The sequence below is a fragment of the Agrobacterium sp. rho-13.3 genome, from assembly GCF_033957765.2.
Taxonomy (GTDB): domain Bacteria; phylum Pseudomonadota; class Alphaproteobacteria; order Rhizobiales; family Rhizobiaceae; genus Agrobacterium.
The window spans coordinates 296,564-312,928 of the sequence record NZ_CP192774.1 but is presented as its reverse complement, the minus strand read 5'-3'; the positions used below and the strand labels follow the sequence as shown (position 1 = coordinate 312,928).

The following is a 16,365-nucleotide window of genomic DNA, read 5'->3' as shown; positions in this document are numbered from 1 at the left end:
AGAAGCAGCTTAAGGCTGCTTCTCCACCGTTATCGTGTAGTTTGCACCCAGACCGCGCCGCGAGGCGCTGAGGACGAGGATGGGGCGGATCAACCATTCCGTATCGGCCTTTGGCGTCAACACGGCGGTGTTTTTGCCCGCATCGCTGAAAAAGATCGCGTCGTCATCCGGCGTTGAGAAATCAAATATCGCCATCACCACAAATTCGCTGCGGCTGGTGAGGCTGACCTTGAGCTTTTCGCCCGCCTTGACCTTTACGCGGTAGACATCGCCCCTGCCCTGCCGTGTCCAGCCGTTCAGCACAAGTGGACCCGCTGGTGGCAAGGCCGCCGATTTTAAAGTCTCGCCGCTATCCAGCCAGATACCATCGACATTGCGGGATTCGGCAAAGGCGGGCGCTGAGGTGGAAAGCGCAAAGCACAGGGCGATAAAAACGTTCGAACACTTGCTCACGGACGTGAAAACTCCAGTCGAAGGGTTTCTATGCGCGGGCGGCAATGGCACCCTTCGATATGATCGTTGACCATGCCCATGGCCTGCATGAAAGCATATACTGTTGTTGGTCCTACAAAAGTCCAGCCGCGTTTTTTCAAATCTTTCGACAGCCGCGTGGATGCGGGCGTTATGGGGTTGGCACGAAGCACGGCGTAATCAAACACCAGCGGGCGCTCTTCCGGCTGCGGCTCAAAGCTCCAGAAATATCGGGCGAGCGAGCCGAATTCATGGCGCAGTTCGATGGCGCGGCGGGCATTGTTGATGGTCGAAACGATCTTGCCGCGATGGCGCACGATGCCCTTGTCTGCAAGGCAGCGCTCTATGTCTTCATCGCCAAACTGCGCGACCTTCTCAAAATCGAACCCGGCAAAAGCGGCGCGAAATGCCTCGCGTTTTCTCAAGATCGTCAACCACGAAAGACCCGACTGAAACCCTTCAAGGCAAATCTTTTCAAACAGGCGCGTGTCATCCGTCACCGGACGGCCCCATTCCTCATCATGATAAAGGGCATAATCGCCCAGCCCCTGCTGCCAGGAACAACGGACCACGCCATCTTGCGCCGTTAAAAGACCGGTCTCGCTCATTCAACCTGCTGCCTTATTGTGCCGGGACAAGCGATTACCATTGATTCACCCTGTTTCAAAACCATGCGCTAACCTTATTGAAAAGTTTAGGCAAAATCGCGTCCTTTAACGAACCGACATTTACCATTCGCTGTCGCCGAGATGCGAACGTGACGATTATTTTCCGGTGTCATGTAGAGAGTCCACCCGATGTCGATGAAATCCGTTTTTCTGGCGCTGAGCATCGTCTCCGCCATCTCCATGCCAGCAATCGCCAATGATCGCTATAGGGAGCGCCCGCCTGTCATCGTCAGCCCGGACCTGACGGCACCGTGGGTGGTACAGCTTGGTCGCGGCAATGTTCGCCCTGTTGTGTATCCGCAGCAGCCAGCCTCCCGCCCATCGTTTTTCCAGCGTCAGGTTCAGCCGCGTGCGCAGCCGGTTGCCGCAAGAGCCAATGCTCCGCGCATTCGGATCGACCCGCAATTCCTGCCGCAGATGGTGAACTATCAGACCAAGGAAGCACCGGGCACACTCGTTATCGATACGCCCAGCCGCTTTCTTTACCTCGTGATGGCAGATGGCAAAGCACGGCGTTACGGCGTGGGCGTTGGTAAACCAGGCTTTGAGTGGGCCGGCACGCACAAGGTGACGCGCAAGAACGAATGGCCAAGCTGGACGCCGCCAAAGGAAATGATTACCCGCGAAGCCGCCAAGGGCCATTATTTGCCTGCCTTTATGGAAGGCGGCCCGCAGAACCCCATGGGCGCACGCGCCATGTATCTCGGCTCCACACTTTATCGTATTCATGGCACGAACCAGCCTTGGACCATCGGCACCAACACCTCTTCCGGCTGCATCCGTATGCGCAATGAAGATGTGACCGATCTTTTCGAGCGTGTGAAGGTTGGTACGAAGGTGATTGTGATCTGATCGACACGTTGTGATCTAATCGATACATAGTGATCTGATAGACACGCCTAATATATTCCTGACCTTGCAAGACGAAGTTGCAGCAAGGTTATGCTTGCGCGTGAACGATAAAGCGCTACGGTTCTGGCATAGACTTTGGCGGGGGACGCCAGGGGCCGGTAGCGCTTCACAGCTGCACACCGGAAGAAAAACGGGCGGTCATACCGCCCGTTTTTCGTTGACCCTTTCAAGCTTCTTCGGCTTTGCGCCGCCATAGGCCCAATTCAGCAATTCCACTGTGTGCAGAATAGGCATGGCCGTGCCTGTCGCAATCTGCGTCATGCAGCCAATATTGCCGGTGGCGATGATATCGGCCTTGGTGGCTTCAATATTTTTGACCTTGCGGACCTTGAGTTGAGCAGAGATTTCCGGCTGGAGAATATTGTAGGTGCCTGCCGAGCCGCAACAGAGATGCCCTTCTGCCGGATCACGCACTGTAAAGCCTGCGGATTTGAGCAATAGCTTTGGCAGCGTGGTAATTTTCTGACCATGCTGCATCGAACAGGCGGAGTGATAAGCGACCGTTAGGCCTTTTCGCTCCAGCGATGGCAAGTCGAGCGTGGCCAGATATTCGGTGATATCCTTTGCTAGCGCCGACACCTTCGCTGCCTTTTCGGCATAGGTCGGGTCCAGCCGCAGCATATGACCATAATCCTTGATCGTCGTGCCGCAGCCGGATGCGGTGATGATGATGGCATCCAGCCCGCCTTTTTCAATTTCGCGGGTCCAGACATCCACATTGCGCCGGGCGGAGGCAAGCGCCTGTTCTTCGCGGCCCATATGGTGCACCAGCGCCCCGCAACAGCCCTCACCTTCCGGCACCACGACGTCGACGCCGAGACGGGTGAGAAGGCGAATGGTCGCTTCGTTGATGGCCGGATCAAGAACCGGCTGTGCACAGCCGGTGAGGATGGCGACACGTCCGCGCTGTTTGATCTGGGCGGAATGGGTGCCGGGATTTGCGAAGGGGGAGGATGTTTGGATGGTTTTTGGGGCCAGATCCAGCATCGATGCCAAAGGAGCTAGCACCTTGGTTTTCCGAAAAATCGCAGCCATAGGCTGTGCCAGATTGGCAAGCTTGAGCGCAAAACGGAATCGCCTTGGATACGGCAGGACAGACGCCAGCAGGCTGCGCGTGACCCTATCCATCAAAGGCCGCTTGTAGGTTTTTTCGATGTGGACGCGGGCGTGGTCTATCAGATGCATATAGTCCACGCCGGAGGGACAGGTGGTGGTACAGGCAAGGCAAGAGAGACAGCGATCGATATGCGTCACCACCTCGCGGTCCGCAGCGCGGTCGTTTTCCAGCATATCCTTGATGAGATAGATGCGCCCGCGTGGACTATCCAGCTCATTGCCTAAAGTCACATAGGTGGGACAGGTCGCCGTGCAGAAGCCGCAATGCACACATTTTCGCAGAATTTTTTCGGATTCCGCGACGTGGGGATCGGCAAGCTGCTCGGGGGTGAAGGAGGTTTGCATCACTCAACTCCTTCAACGTGGGTGCGGATGTGCCCCCCTCTGTCCTGCCGGACATCTTTCCCACAGGTGGGGAGATCGGCTAGGCATACCGACGGCACTCTATCTTCAAGGTCAATCGAGGCCGGGAGGTCGCGACTTGCCGATCTCCCTCCTTGTGGGGGAGATGTCCGACAGGACAGAGGGGGGGAAGCCACAACCTCGACCATCACGATACTCCCATCTTGCCCGTATTAAAAATGCCAGCCGGATCAAGCTTTTCCCTGATACGGTTGGAAAGCGCTGCCTCCGCCGCTGAGAGCGGCTCGAACGCCGCGACACCCTGACGCGCAGTTTCAGTGGCGCGGATCAACGTGGCATGTCCGCCGCCCAGTGCCTTGACGTAATGACGTAGCAAATCCGCCTCCGGGTCTGCTTCCATCTGCATCCACACCAAACCGCCCTGCCAATCATAAAAAGCATCGATACCGGCTTCCAACCTCAGCGCTGCGACCAGCTTATGACCTTGAGACGGGGCAACAGAGACGCGCCAGAGGGGCTTTGCGGGAGTGGCAGCGTAGGGCGCGACATTGCGGATGTCTTGCCACAGCGAATGGCTCTCGTCCGGGTCCAAAAGCATCGAAGGTCCGAGCCCTGCCAACATGGTTTGTAATTTGCGCGACCGCGCCTCCACGGATGCAGCAAGACCTTCCAGCCTCAGAACGGTCGCCGCGCCATCTGGCAGTGCGCCATTCAGAAAACGGGACGTCACACTTTCCGGCAGATGCGCCGCACCGGACACCTCGACGCTGGTTGCCATGGCTGCGGCCATGGAATGGCTTGCGGCTGCGTCTTCCAGACCGGACATGACCAGCGTGGTTTGTGTGGGCGCCACCGGCAGAACGCGGAATGTGACTTCGGTGAGAAAACCAAGTGTTCCGTATGAGCCTGCCAGAAGTTTCACCAGATCAAGCCCGGTGACGTTTTTCATTACGCGCCCGCCTGCCTTGATCGGCTCGCCCTGGCCGTTGATGAACCGAATGCCGAGCAAGCTGTCACGCGCAGCGCCTGCCACAAAGCGGCGTGGGCCGGAAACATTGGCGGCGAAGATACCGCCTATCGTTGGCTCTCCGACAGTGCCCATGACGGCGCGGTGGTCCATAGGTTCGAATGCCATCATCTGCTTGGCGGCCGAAAGCGCGGCGTCAACCTCGGCAACGGGTGTTCCGGCCTTCACCGTCATCACCATCTCGGCGGGATTATAGGCGACGATGCCGCTGATATTTCGCGAGGAGAGAGGCGCATCCGCCTCGACACGGTTGCCGAAACCGGATCGGGTGTTGCCGCCGATGATCTCTAGAGCCTGCCCGGCATCCGCATGGCCGCGAATGATATCAGCAGCTTCGGCTTCGGTTGTGGGTAAAAGAATACTGCTCATTATGCTGGCCGCCCGTCGAGCGGGAAGACCTTGGACGGATTGAGTATCCAGCCTTCGTCAAAGGCAGCGCGCACCGCCATCTGTTGCGCCAGATCGGCATCGGAAAATTGATAGCGCATCAGGTCGCGTTTTTCGATGCCGACGCCATGTTCGCCCGTCAGACAGCCGCCCGCATCCACGCAGAGTTTAAGGATTTGATTGCCCGCTTCTTCCGCATTGGCCGCATCCTGCGGGTCATTGGCGTTGAACAGGATCAGCGGGTGCATGTTGCCATCACCCGCGTGAAAAACATTGGCGACACGAAGGCCGAGGCTGTCGATGATTTGGCTAGTTTTCTCCAGCACATATGACAGTTGGCTGAGCGGCACGGTGCCATCCATGCAGATATAGTCCGCGATGCGCCCGGTTGCGCCGAAAGCGGATTTTCGGCCTTTCCAGATGGCGGCGGCCTCCATCGCAGACTGACATTCCCGTACCGTTTTGACCGCATGTTTGCGGGCGATGGTGACGATATCCGCCAGCATCGCGTCCATCTCCTCTTCCGAGCCTTCGACTTCGACAATCAGCAGCGCGCCGACATCCAGCGGATAACCAGCCTTGGCAAAGGCTTCGCAAATTTCGATGGCGGGTTTGTCCATGAACTCGATGGCCACGGGAATGACGCCGGAGCCGATGATATCCGCCACGCAGGAACCCGCCTGTTCCGACGTTTCAAAACCGAAGAGAACGGGCCGCGCCCCTTCCGGTTTGGCAATCAGCCGCACCGTTGCTTCGGTGACGATGCCAAGCTGGCCTTCCGAGCCGCAAACGAGGCCGAGCAGATCGTAGCCGCTTGCGTCCAGATGTTTACCGCCCAGTTCCAGCACGGTACCATCCACCAGCACCATCTTTACGCCCAGCAGATTGTTGGTGGTGACGCCGTATTTCAGGCAATGCGCGCCGCCGGAATTCATGCCGATATTGCCGCCAATGGTGCAGGCAAGCTGGGAGCTTGGATCGGGCGCGTAAAAGAAGCCCTCCGGACCCGCCGCATCGGAAATCGAAAGATTGGTGACGCCCGCCTGCACGGTTGCGGTGCGATTGAAGAAATCCAGTTCAAGGATCGACGCCATTTTTGAAAGGCCAAGCACCACCGCATCTTCCTGCGGAATGGCCCCGCCCGAAAGCGATGTACCAGCCCCACGCGGCACGATGGGAATGCCGTAACGATGGCAATATTTCATGATGGCCGAAACCTGCTCTGTCGTTTTCGGCAAGGCCACCGCCAGTGGCAATTGCCGATAAGACACGAAAGCATCTGTTTCAAAGGGCACAAGCCCGCGCGGCTCATGCACGAAACAGTCTTCCGGCAACAGATCAGCGAGGTCAGAAACAATCCGGTCGCGGCTGGACAGGACAGACGGACGCGGCTTCAAAAACTCTATGGGTTTCGACATGACAGCCCCTCCTCTGCACTCTTGCGGTTGATTCTACGGGTGTTTGCCGCCTTGACGCAAGGCTTGTAGATGCTAGACATTTTTTCCAATATGGAAAGAATTGGCGCTGATCGATGACAAATCTGGGCGATCTTGAAGTTTTTGCCAGTGTTGCCGCCTCCGGCAGCATGTCCGTGGCGGCCAAAGACCTTGGCTACTCGCCCGCCGTCATTTCCAAACGCATCAAACGCCTTGAGGAAAAGCTCGGCGCGCGGCTTTTCCACCGCACCACACGGCAAATCTCGCTGACGGAAGCAGGACACGGTTTCCACCAGCGCATTCTGGCCGTGCTGGAAGGGCTGGAGGAAGCGGAGGATTTCGTTTCGGGACGTTCCAACACGTTGAACGGCACGTTGAAAGTTTCCGCCTCGACCTCGTTCGGGCGCATGCATGTGGCTCCGCATTTGAAAGGTTTTATGGACAGACATCCCGGCCTTTCCATCAATCTGGTGCTGAGCGACGAGTTTATCGACATCGTTGCGGGCGGGTATGATCTGGCGATCCGCATTGCCGATCTGTCCGATTCCAGCCTTGTGGCGAAACGCCTTGCACCGGTGCGGCGTGTGCTTTGCGCGTCTCGCGATTATATTGCGGAACACGGAATGCCGCTGACGATCGAGGCTCTGAAGCAGCATCATTGCCTCGCCGCGCACAACAATGATCTGTGGCGCTTGGAGGGGCCGGATGGCGCGTTGAGCCTGCGCCCGGAGGGTGTGCTGATTACCAATTCCAGCGAGGTCATCCGTGAAGCCGTCATTTCTGGCCTCGGCATCGCGCTGCGCTCCACATGGGATATCGGCAAGGAGCTGAAATCAGGACAACTGGTGCAGGTTTTGCCCGCGTATGAGGGCTCGAAAAACCTGGCGCTTTCGGCAGTTTATTCCAGCCGCCGCTTCCTTCCCGCAAAGGTCCGGCTGTTCATCGACTATCTTTCGGAGCTCTACGGTGCCGTGCCCTATTGGGAACGTGGTTGATAGAGTTATCGTTTTTCGATGGAACTTTTTCCGCCTGCTGCCATTTTTATGAGGTTGATTGAAAATTTTTACTACGATGGGACGCTATGATGACCACGAGCGAAACTGAACGCTATCCACGGATAGCACTCATATCGACACATGGCTACGTAGCCGCGCACCCGCCTTTGGGTGCAGCAGATACCGGTGGACAGGTTGTGTATGTTCTCGAGCTTGCCAAAAAACTCGGGCAACTCGGATACACCGTCGACCTCTACACCCGCCGCTTCGAGGATCAGCCTGAGTTTGATGAGGTGGATGAACGCGTGCGCGTCGTTCGCATCCCCTGCGGCGGCAAGGACTTCATTCCAAAGGAATATCTGCATCGAAACATGATGGAATGGTGTGAAAATGCACTGCGCTTCATCAAAAAAAACGATCTGACCTACACCTTCATCAACAGTCATTACTGGGATGCTGGCGTAGGTGGTCAGCGGCTTTCCGAAGCGTTGAAAATTCCGCATCTGCACACGCCGCATTCTATCGGGATCTGGAAAAAGCGCCAGATGGAGACGGACTATCCAGAAAAAGCCGATACGTTTGAGCTGGAGTTCAACTTCAAGGAACGCATTCAGCACGAGCTTATTATCTACCGTAGTTGCGATATGGTGATTGCCACCACGCCGGTACAGTTGGATGTCTTGATCGAAGATTATGGCCTGAAACGCAAACACATCCACATGATACCCCCGGGTTATGATGACAACCGGTTCTTCCCAGTCTCGGAAGGTTCGCGGCAGATGCTACGTCAGCGCTTCGGTTTTGAAGGCAAGACCGTGCTCGCGCTGGGTCGTCTGGCCACGAACAAGGGTTATGACTTGCTGATCGATGGCTTCTCAGTCCTGGCTGCGCGCGAGCCAGAGGCGAAGCTGCATCTCGCTGTTGGCGGTGAGAACATGGACGAGCAGGAAACGACGATCCTCAACCAACTCAAGGAGCGCGTCAAATCCTTGAACCTGGAGGATAAAGTTGTGTTCTCCGGTTATGTGGCAGACGAAGACTTGCCCGATATTTACCGCGCAGCTGACCTTTTTGTGCTTTCAAGCCGTTACGAACCGTTTGGCATGACCGCGATTGAGGCAATGGCCAGCGGTACGCCCACCGTGGTCACCATTCATGGCGGTCTGTTCCGGGCAATCAGCTACGGTCGCCATGCGCTGTTTGCCGATCCGTTCGACAAGGAAGACCTCGGCATCACCATGATGAAGCCGTTCAAACATGAGCGGCTCTATGGTCGACTATCTCGTATGGGGGCGCACAAGGCGCGCAGCCTGTTCACATGGACAGGTATTGCGCAGCAGCTTCTGGCCCTTGTCGAAGGACGCACGATGATGCCCGTGTTGGAAGAATCCGACTGGGCCGAACCATGGAATGATGGCGATTGAAACAGGTCCGCCTTTTCTCCACCGATCTGGACGGAACCGTTGTCGGCAATCGTGACGCAACGGCCCGTTTCCGCGACTTCTGGCAATCCCTGCCGGCTGATACCCGGCCTTTGCTGGTGTTTAACAGCGGGCGGCTGCTGGATGACCAGTTTGAATTGATGGCTGACGTTCCCCTCCCCGACCCGGACTATGTGATCGGCGGCGTGGGAACCATGTTGTCCTGTCGGGATCAACCGTCCTTGCGGCAGGCCTATACGACCTCACTCGGCAAAGCCTTCGACACGGAAAAGATCATTGCGCTGGTGTCGGATGTGTCCGGCGCCAGCATCCAGCCGGAACGGTATCAGCATGGTTTGAAATCCAGCTGGTATCTGCATGACGCCAGCGAAGCGGATTTGTTGGCGATCGAAAACCGGCTTGCTGACCATGATATCGACGCACGCATCGTTTATTCCAGCAATCGCGATCTGGATATTCTGCCACGCGCCGCAGACAAGGGCGCTGCGATAACGTGGCTTTGCGATCACCTGGAAATCGGTCTCGATGAGGTCGTTGTTGCTGGCGATACCGGCAATGACCGTGCGATGTTCGAGTTACCGGGCGTGCGCGGCATCGTCGTTTCCAATGCGCTGCCAGAACTCAAGGCACTGGCGAAAGATCGCGATAGTATCTTTTCAGCACTTGAATCAGAGGCCGACGGCGTTATATCCGGGCTGAAGCACTGGCTATCTTGATAGAGCCACAAGCACACATCACATGAGATGTGTTAGCAACATCAAAAATGCTGATCCATACAGGCTGCGGCTTCTTGACGTAGCTCAACTGTAGCCGGACAATCAAACGAATCATGCGAATTCGCTATGATGTCCGGCGATTTGGATTATATGAGAATTTTCAATAATTAAGGGAAATATACCGCTTTGAACCTGTTAACCCGATTGGCGAGTGATGTCTGCCTGATGCTGCGCCGCCCACCGCGCCAGCAATACGCGGCGCTTTGCTATCGACGGAAAAAGAAGACCGGCCAAGTGGACGTGTTGCTTTTGACGAGCCGTGACACGGGGCGATGGGTCATACCCAAGGGCTGGCCGATGGAAGGCAAAAAAGCCGATGCCGTTGCGGCACAGGAAGCCTTTGAAGAAGCAGGCGTTCGCGGCAAAGTGGAAACAGAGCAATTCGGCTTTTTCGACTACGAAAAAAAGCTGCGCAACGGCGTGAATGTTCTGTGCCGTGTGCAAGTGCATCTGCTCGAGGTCACCGATATGGTCAAGAATTTCCCGGAGCGCGAAAGCCGAACACTGGAATGGGTTTCGCCGCAAGAGGCGTCCTTGCGCGTCAACGAGCCGGAACTAAAAGAACTTTTCCTGTCGTTCGGAAAACAAATGGCGCAAACGCAACAGCCACCCGTTCAAAAAACTGCCACCTTGTAAATTATAATAATTGCCGCTCCTGCGCCTGCAAACGCGGTATAAGCCGCAGATGAAAGCAGACCCATGGCGCAACCTCCTCTCCACCGCATGAAGCCTACTCTGGACAAGGATCTGGATAAGTTGACGCGTGTTGAGGAAGCCACATACCACACCGCCCGCCGCTTGAACGCACCAAGCATGGGGTTGCTGTTCCTGATCATAACGGCGCTTTTTGCCAGCGCCTATGTCATCGGCCAGCCGGGCGCGGTCATCGTGCTGGCAGCCGCCATCATCGGCGGTTATATGGCGATGAACATAGGCGCGAAAGACGTGGCCAACAATGTCGGGCCTGCGGTCGGCGCAAAAGCCATTCCGCTGACGGTGGCTCTTGTTGTCGCGGCCATATGCGAGGTTTTGGGCGCGCTGATTACCGGCGGCAATGTCGTTGAAACCATCTCCCGTGGTATTATCAACACCAATACCATTCCCGATAGCGCCATCTTCTCATTCGCCATGTTGTCTGCGCTGATCACCGCAGGCTTGCTCGTCAACCTGTCGAACGTCTTGAAAGCACCCATTTCCACCACCCACACGGTCGTTGGCGGCGTGGCAGGGGCTGGGACTGCGGCCTATGGCTTCGGGGCGGTCGATTGGGTTTCGCTTGGCGGCATTGCCCTCACCTGGGTCGCAACACCCTTCATCAGCGCGTTTTTCGCGATTTTGCTCCTCGCCTTCATCAAGGAATTCATCATCTACCGGGATGACAAGATTGCCGCTGCGCGCAAATGGGTTCCGGTTTTGATCGGTGTGATGAGCGGCGTCTTTACCGCCTATCTCATGCGGGTGGGGTTGCATCAGATCGTGGAGGTTGCGCTTGGCACTGCCAGTCTGTCCGGGCTTGCCGTCGGTCTTCTCAGCTGGCGTTTGTGCATCCCGTTGATTGCCAGACAATCGGAAGGGCTGGAGAACCGCAACCAGTCCCTGCGCAAGATGTTTCAGTGGCCGCTTATTTGCGCTGCCGCGTTGATGTCTTTTGCCCATGGCGCCAATGATGTTTCCAATGCGATTGGGCCGGTGGTGGCCATCGTTCGTGCCATGCAGGGCGAAATCGTTGGTGAGACAGCCCGTGCGCCGCAATGGGTTATGCTGATTGGCGCATTCGGCCTGTCCTGCGGCATTTTACTGTTCGGCCCGCGCCTCATCCGGCTGGTGGGTGAACAAATCACCAAGCTCAACCCGATGCGGGCTTTTTGCGTGTCGGTGTCCACGGCGCTGACCGTGCTGGTCGCATCCCGCTTTGGAATGCCGGTCAGCACCACGCACACGGCAATCGGTGCTGTGTTTGGCGTCGGATTTTTTCGCGAATGGTACACCCAGAACGCCCGGAGGCGGCTGGAGGCTGGACGCATGGACAGTGCTGATGGGCAGGCGGCGAATGAAGAGGACAACGAAAACTCCTCGGAGGTTCGCCGTCGCTATCTGGTACGCCGGTCCCACTTCATGACGATTGTTGCGGCCTGGATCATCACGGTTCCGACCAGCGCCGCGCTGGCGGCAGCCTTTTATGGAATTATGTATATCCTGTTTGTATAAACCGCGATAATGACGAACTAGACCACCGACATCGAAGAGAGACATGCGCGCCAACTTCCGAATGCAACGGCTTTTCGTCAGCCAGTCTTTAAGCCCCGGCGAAGCCTTCGAGGTGACGAGCGAGCAGTTCAATTATCTCGCCAATGTCCTGCGCATGACGGATGGCGCGGAAATCCTCGTGTTCAACGGACGTGACGGCGAGTGGAAAGCCAATCTCTCCTACCCCACCCGCAAAAAAATTCTGCTGGTGCCAGCCGAGCAGACGCGACCGCAGCCTGAAACGCCAGACCTTCACTATCTCTTTGCGCCGCTGAAAGTGGGCCGCATGGATTATCTGGTCCAGAAAGCGGTGGAAATGGGTGCCGGCGTGCTGCAACCCGTCATGACGCAGCATGTTCAGGGCAAGATCACCAATCTCGACAAACTGCGCGCCAATGTCACAGAGGCTGCGGAACAATGTGGTATTCTGGCCGTGCCGCAGGTAGAAGATCCTGTAAAACTGAAAGATCTGCTGGAGACATGGCCTGCCTCCCGTCGCATCATTTATTGTGATGAGGGCGATGAGGGTCAAAACCCGTTGCCCGTTCTCAGCCGTATCGAAGAAAAGCACATCGCGCTGCTGGTGGGGCCGGAGGGTGGTTTTTCGGAAGAAGAACGACAATTGCTGCGCAATCATCCATCCGTCACACCCATTCCGCTTGGACCGCGTATTTTGCGGGCGGATACGGCAGCCGTTGCCGCACTGGCAGTCATTCAGGCAACCTTGGGGGACTGGAAATAGAGAATGAGAGGCGTTGTTATGGCGTAAAACAAACGCGCCGGCCCATGCTTAAAAGAAATTCATTTGCGTGCGGCAGCGCCGCGCCCTATCAGCGAATTTAACAGGCCTCCACCGGCATAGATCGACGACAAGGTAACTCAATGGCACGCGACACCACCGACCAGACACCGATTTCCTCCACGCAGGAGCTGACTGATTATCTGGCCGAGGGCAGTAAGCCAGTAGAGAAATTCCGCATCGGCACCGAGCATGAAAAATTCGCGTTTTTCCGCGAAGACAACACGCCCGTTCCCTATTTCGGTGATGCCAGCATTTCCGCGCTTTTGAAGGGTATGCAGGAAAAGCTGGGCTGGGAACCGATCATCGATGAAGGCAACATCATCGGTCTTGGCGAACCGAATGGCATGGGCGCGATTTCCATCGAACCCGGCGGCCAGTTCGAGCTCTCTGGCGCACCCTTGGAAAACCTGCATGAGACCTGCAAGGAATCCAACCGCCATCTGGCAACCGTGCGTGAAATTGCCGAACCAATGGGCATTCGATTTCTGGGTATCGGCGGAAGCCCGCTGTGGACCTATGATGAAACACCGCAAATGCCGAAGTCTCGTTATGCCATCATGACGCGCTACATGCCAAAGGTCGGTACGCAGGGTCTGGACATGATGTACCGGACCTGCACGATCCAGGTCAATCTCGACTTTTCATCCGAAGACGACATGCGCCGCAAGATGCGCGTGTCGATGAAGCTGCAATCTTTGGCAACCGCTTTGTTTGCGTCCTCGCCGTTTACCGAAGGCAAGCCGAATGGGTTGCTATCATGGCGCGGCGATATTTGGCGCGATACGGACAATCAGCGTTCGGGTGTCCTGCCCTTCACCTTCAAGCCGGATTTCGGCTTCAAGGATTATGTCGAGTGGGCGCTGGATATCCCGATGTATTTCATCGTTCGTGATGGACGATATCGCGACTGTACAAACATCACCTTCCGCCAGTTCATGAACGGCGCCCTGAAGGGCGAAATTGCCGAGTGGCAGCCTAATATGGGTGACTGGACGAACCACCTTTCCACTCTTTTCCCGGATGTGCGCCTGAAGCGTTTTCTGGAAATGCGTGGCGCCGACGGTGGCCCATGGCGCCGTATCTGCGCGCTGCCTGCATTCTGGGTCGGCCTGCTGTACGACGATAGCGCTCTGGCCGCAGCCGATGCCTTAACCGCCGACTGGAGCTTTGAAGACGTGCTTGCGCTGCGCGATGCGGTGCCATCACAAGGTTTGAAGGCAAGGGTAGCGGGCCATGACCTTCTCGACATTGCGCGTGAAACCTTGGCGATTTCCCACGCTGGTCTGAAAAGCCGTAAACGCCTGAATGAAGACGGTCAGGACGAGAGCGTTTTCCTGACCTCGCTGGACGAGGTTTTGGCGAAAAAATCGACGTTGGCAGAGGATATGCTGGCGCTCTACAACGGACGCTGGGGCCAGTCCGTTCTGCCGTCTTTCGAAGAATATCAATACTAAAGAGTGGCGTGTCACGTGACACGCTTCTACTGTCTTTGCACAAAAAAGCCCGGTGCGGCTTAAGGCCGAACACCGGGCAAAGGCAGGGCTTATTGGCAAAATCACCCTGCGGGGGAAATTGTTAGGACCTGTGGAGAACGCGGCGGATCAACCCGTCCGACGTTTTCAAACAGAGCCTGTGGCTTGCGCAGCTTGGTAAAGCGGGCTGGTGCCCGCACCTTGGCAGCATGGGCAAGATGCGTGGTCGGATCTTCCAGCAGCCCGGTATTGAGCGCACGCTCCAGATCGAGACGTGTCACACCGATATCAGCCAACTGCCGATCATCCATCTCGATCAGACTGTTTGCAGAAACGCGGTTGAGGATGCGGCGCAGAAACGTCACGAAACCTTTGTTCATGCCAGCGACCACGTTCTGCCAAGCGGCGCTGCGCGGTGCGATCAATCCCAGTTCCATCTTCCGTTCTGCCGTGCGCATGACACTATCCCTTCATTTAGGCACGATGAGGCGCTGCCCTCCCACCCACGTGTGAAAGCCGCCGGTTCGACCGCCCGCGGGCGGCCTTGATTATTTTCTGCTTCGAGCGTCAAAATGTCGCAAGACTATTGATCAGTCCAACGAATGTTTCTAATGTGAGCTATCAATCCCTCTTATGGATCGCGCCCGATGTCCGCACCTTTAGACATAGACCAGTTGCACACCTTCATTGCGATCATCGATTCCGGCAGCTTCACGAAGGCCGCAGACAGGGTGTTCAAGACGCAATCCGCAGTTTCCATGCAGATGCGACGGCTGGAAGAACGGCTGGGAAAACAGCTCTTTGCCAAAGATGGGCGCGGCAACAGGCTGACCGCCGAGGGTGACAAGCTGATGCATTATGCCCGGCGCATCATCCGCCTCAACAACGAGGCTGTTGCGGCGTTTGACGACAACAGGCTTGAAGGCACATTGCGCATTGGCACGCCGGATGACTATGCCGACCGTTACATGCCGGAAATCATCGGTCGTTTTGCCAAGACGCATCCCAATGTCGAGCTTTACATCGTCTGCGAACCATCTGTCAGTCTGGCCGAAAAAATGGCGCGTGGAGAGCTGGACATTGCGCTTGTGACCCACAATCCACGCACCCGCGCCTCCGACATCGTTCGCACAGAACCGTTGTGCTGGGTGGCATCTGCGAACCATCCGCTTCGCGATGACGTTCCCGTGCCGCTGGCCGTTGGGCGGCGCGATTGCCAATGGCGGCAACTGGCCTGTTCCGCACTGGATGCGGATGGCCGGGATTATCAGATTTTGTTCACTAGCTGGTCATCGACCGTTATTGCAGCCGCCGTTCTGGCGGGCATGGCGGTATCTGTTCTGCCTGAATCCACGCTTCGAACCGGGATGAAGGTGATGACCTCGGCAGATGGCTTCCCGCCCCTGCCGCCGGTACAAATCGGCCTGATGAAGCGCCCCGGCCTTTCGCCGTCGCTCATCAACGCGATCACCGATCACATCACCGCGTGTCTGGACAACATCTCGCTGGCATCGGCACCCGAAGAGCTGGATGTCGAGATCAAGGCTTTTCCGAAACTCCCGCGTTTGCGTGCGGCGCATCTGGCTCCGGGATGGTAACCGGCGCGCCCTGATTGAAGAGCGTCATGAGCAGAACCGCTTTCCATTCCCGCAGCAGCCGTTGCGACATGCCCTGATCCGTCAGCAGAGCCATCTTCATGACGGAACCGGTGAGGTAGGACAGCAAAAAAGTCCGGGCCTCCATATCCGCTTGCAAATCGGGCGGCAGGTATTTTTGAATGGATTTGAGGAATATGTCTGCAAGAAGCTCGATTTCTGCAAGGTGGAACCTCATCAGGTCCAGATCGGTCTCTGTGCCAAGCCAGACCGCAATTTTCGCCGGGTTTGACGTCATCTCTCCCTGATACCAATGCAGAATTTCAAACGTGACCTCGATAGCATGATCGAGAGACTGTATTTCTGCATAACGTTCGATAACTCTGGCACGGGCGTTGTGAATGGAACGCTCGAACAGCGCCTTCACGATTGCCGTTTTGTCGGGAAAATATTGATAGATCGAACCAATCGGCAATCCTGCTTTTTTGGCCACGTCGGTAATTTTCAGCTTTGCAACGCCGTGCACTGTCATCAGTTCGGCAGCTGTGGCCAGTATCGTCTCGACACGCTGCACGCTGCGCTCTTGTTGCGGTAAACGCCTCGTATTGGGCGGATGTTCGCCAGCCATTTCGGCCCCACCATCGTTATATGCGCGC

General features: G+C 56.6%; 16 protein-coding genes. 9 read left to right on the top strand and 7 right to left on the bottom strand.

The genetic code is table 11. The features are described 5' to 3' along the window. Positions 1 to 9: 9 nt before the first annotated feature. Both RMR16_RS01440 and RMR16_RS01435 read right to left on the bottom strand, forming a co-directional pair. Positions 10 to 453 carry a hypothetical protein gene (locus tag RMR16_RS01440; RefSeq protein ID WP_320200860.1) on the bottom strand — a complete coding sequence of 148 codons (444 nt, stop codon included), beginning with the start codon at positions 451 to 453 and terminating at the stop codon, positions 10 to 12. Then, complete coding sequence (locus RMR16_RS01435; protein ID WP_320200861.1) at positions 450 to 1,079, bottom strand: DNA-3-methyladenine glycosylase I; 630 nt, start codon at positions 1,077 to 1,079, stop codon at positions 450 to 452. Before RMR16_RS01435 ends, RMR16_RS01440 begins: the two co-directional genes overlap by 4 nt. Positions 1,080 to 1,268: 189 nt before the next feature. On the opposite strand from RMR16_RS01435, the gene RMR16_RS01430 reads away from it, so the two are divergent. Continuing rightward, on the top strand, positions 1,269 to 1,991 hold the full coding sequence (locus RMR16_RS01430; protein WP_320200862.1) for a L,D-transpeptidase: 723 nt from the start codon (positions 1,269 to 1,271) through the stop codon (positions 1,989 to 1,991). A 198-nt stretch (positions 1,992 to 2,189) separates the two neighbouring features. Here the strand turns inward: RMR16_RS01430 and glcF are convergent, their stop codons facing one another. The 3 genes from glcF to RMR16_RS01415 all read right to left on the bottom strand — a co-directional run bounded on the left by glcF (position 2,190) and on the right by RMR16_RS01415 (position 6,362). Next, positions 2,190 to 3,512, bottom strand: coding sequence for a glycolate oxidase subunit GlcF (glcF, locus tag RMR16_RS01425; RefSeq protein ID WP_320200863.1), 1,323 nt, complete (start codon positions 3,510 to 3,512; stop codon positions 2,190 to 2,192). Positions 3,513 to 3,717: 205 nt separating this feature from the next. After that, positions 3,718 to 4,917: an FAD-binding protein gene (locus RMR16_RS01420; RefSeq protein ID WP_320200984.1), complete on the bottom strand. Its 1,200-nt coding sequence runs from the start codon at positions 4,915 to 4,917 to the stop codon at positions 3,718 to 3,720. 8 nt (positions 4,918 to 4,925) lie between these two features. Continuing rightward, complete coding sequence (locus RMR16_RS01415; RefSeq protein ID WP_320200864.1) at positions 4,926 to 6,362, bottom strand: FAD-binding oxidoreductase; 1,437 nt, start codon at positions 6,360 to 6,362, stop codon at positions 4,926 to 4,928. Positions 6,363 to 6,475: 113 nt separating this feature from the next. Here RMR16_RS01415 and RMR16_RS01410 point away from each other — a divergent pair, with 113 nt between their 5' ends. From RMR16_RS01410 to RMR16_RS01380, 7 genes are all read left to right on the top strand, one after another. After that, positions 6,476 to 7,375, top strand: a complete 900-nt coding sequence (locus tag RMR16_RS01410) for a LysR family transcriptional regulator (RefSeq protein WP_320200865.1) — start codon at positions 6,476 to 6,478, stop codon at positions 7,373 to 7,375. Positions 7,376 to 7,461: 86 nt separating this feature from the next. Continuing rightward, the gene (locus RMR16_RS01405; RefSeq protein ID WP_320200866.1) at positions 7,462 to 8,799 is read left to right on the top strand and encodes a glycosyltransferase family 4 protein; all 1,338 of its coding nucleotides are present in this window, start codon (positions 7,462 to 7,464) and stop codon (positions 8,797 to 8,799) included. Beyond that, on the top strand, positions 8,796 to 9,533 hold the full coding sequence (locus tag RMR16_RS01400) for an HAD-IIB family hydrolase (RefSeq protein WP_320200867.1): 738 nt from the start codon (positions 8,796 to 8,798) through the stop codon (positions 9,531 to 9,533). The genes RMR16_RS01405 and RMR16_RS01400 overlap by 4 nt, the downstream gene beginning before the upstream one ends. Positions 9,534 to 9,719: 186 nt before the next feature. Then, a complete protein-coding gene (locus tag RMR16_RS01395) occupies positions 9,720 to 10,229 on the top strand; it encodes an NUDIX hydrolase (RefSeq protein WP_320200868.1) in 510 nt (169 codons plus the stop codon). Positions 10,230 to 10,292: 63 nt separating this feature from the next. Continuing rightward, positions 10,293 to 11,801: an inorganic phosphate transporter gene (locus tag RMR16_RS01390; protein WP_320200869.1), complete on the top strand. Its 1,509-nt coding sequence runs from the start codon at positions 10,293 to 10,295 to the stop codon at positions 11,799 to 11,801. Between the two features lie 43 nt (positions 11,802 to 11,844). Beyond that, positions 11,845 to 12,582, top strand: a complete 738-nt coding sequence (locus RMR16_RS01385; protein WP_320200870.1) for a 16S rRNA (uracil(1498)-N(3))-methyltransferase — start codon at positions 11,845 to 11,847, stop codon at positions 12,580 to 12,582. A gap of 140 nt (positions 12,583 to 12,722) precedes the next feature. Then, on the top strand, positions 12,723 to 14,096 hold the full coding sequence (locus tag RMR16_RS01380) for a glutamate--cysteine ligase (RefSeq protein WP_320200871.1): 1,374 nt from the start codon (positions 12,723 to 12,725) through the stop codon (positions 14,094 to 14,096). Positions 14,097 to 14,197: 101 nt separating this feature from the next. On the opposite strand, the gene RMR16_RS01375 is transcribed toward RMR16_RS01380, so the two are convergent. Beyond that, on the bottom strand, positions 14,198 to 14,572 hold the full coding sequence (locus RMR16_RS01375; RefSeq protein WP_320200872.1) for a DUF1127 domain-containing protein: 375 nt from the start codon (positions 14,570 to 14,572) through the stop codon (positions 14,198 to 14,200). Between the two features lie 189 nt (positions 14,573 to 14,761). Here RMR16_RS01375 and RMR16_RS01370 point away from each other — a divergent pair, with 189 nt between their 5' ends. Continuing rightward, positions 14,762 to 15,712 carry a LysR substrate-binding domain-containing protein gene (locus RMR16_RS01370; protein WP_320200873.1) on the top strand — a complete coding sequence of 317 codons (951 nt, stop codon included), beginning with the start codon at positions 14,762 to 14,764 and terminating at the stop codon, positions 15,710 to 15,712. Here the strand turns inward: RMR16_RS01370 and RMR16_RS01365 are convergent. Continuing rightward, entirely contained in the window at positions 15,654 to 16,337 is a 684-nt protein-coding gene (locus tag RMR16_RS01365; protein ID WP_320200874.1) for a TetR/AcrR family transcriptional regulator, read from the bottom strand. The genes RMR16_RS01370 and RMR16_RS01365 overlap by 59 nt on opposite strands. Between the last annotated feature and the right edge of the window lie 28 nt (positions 16,338 to 16,365).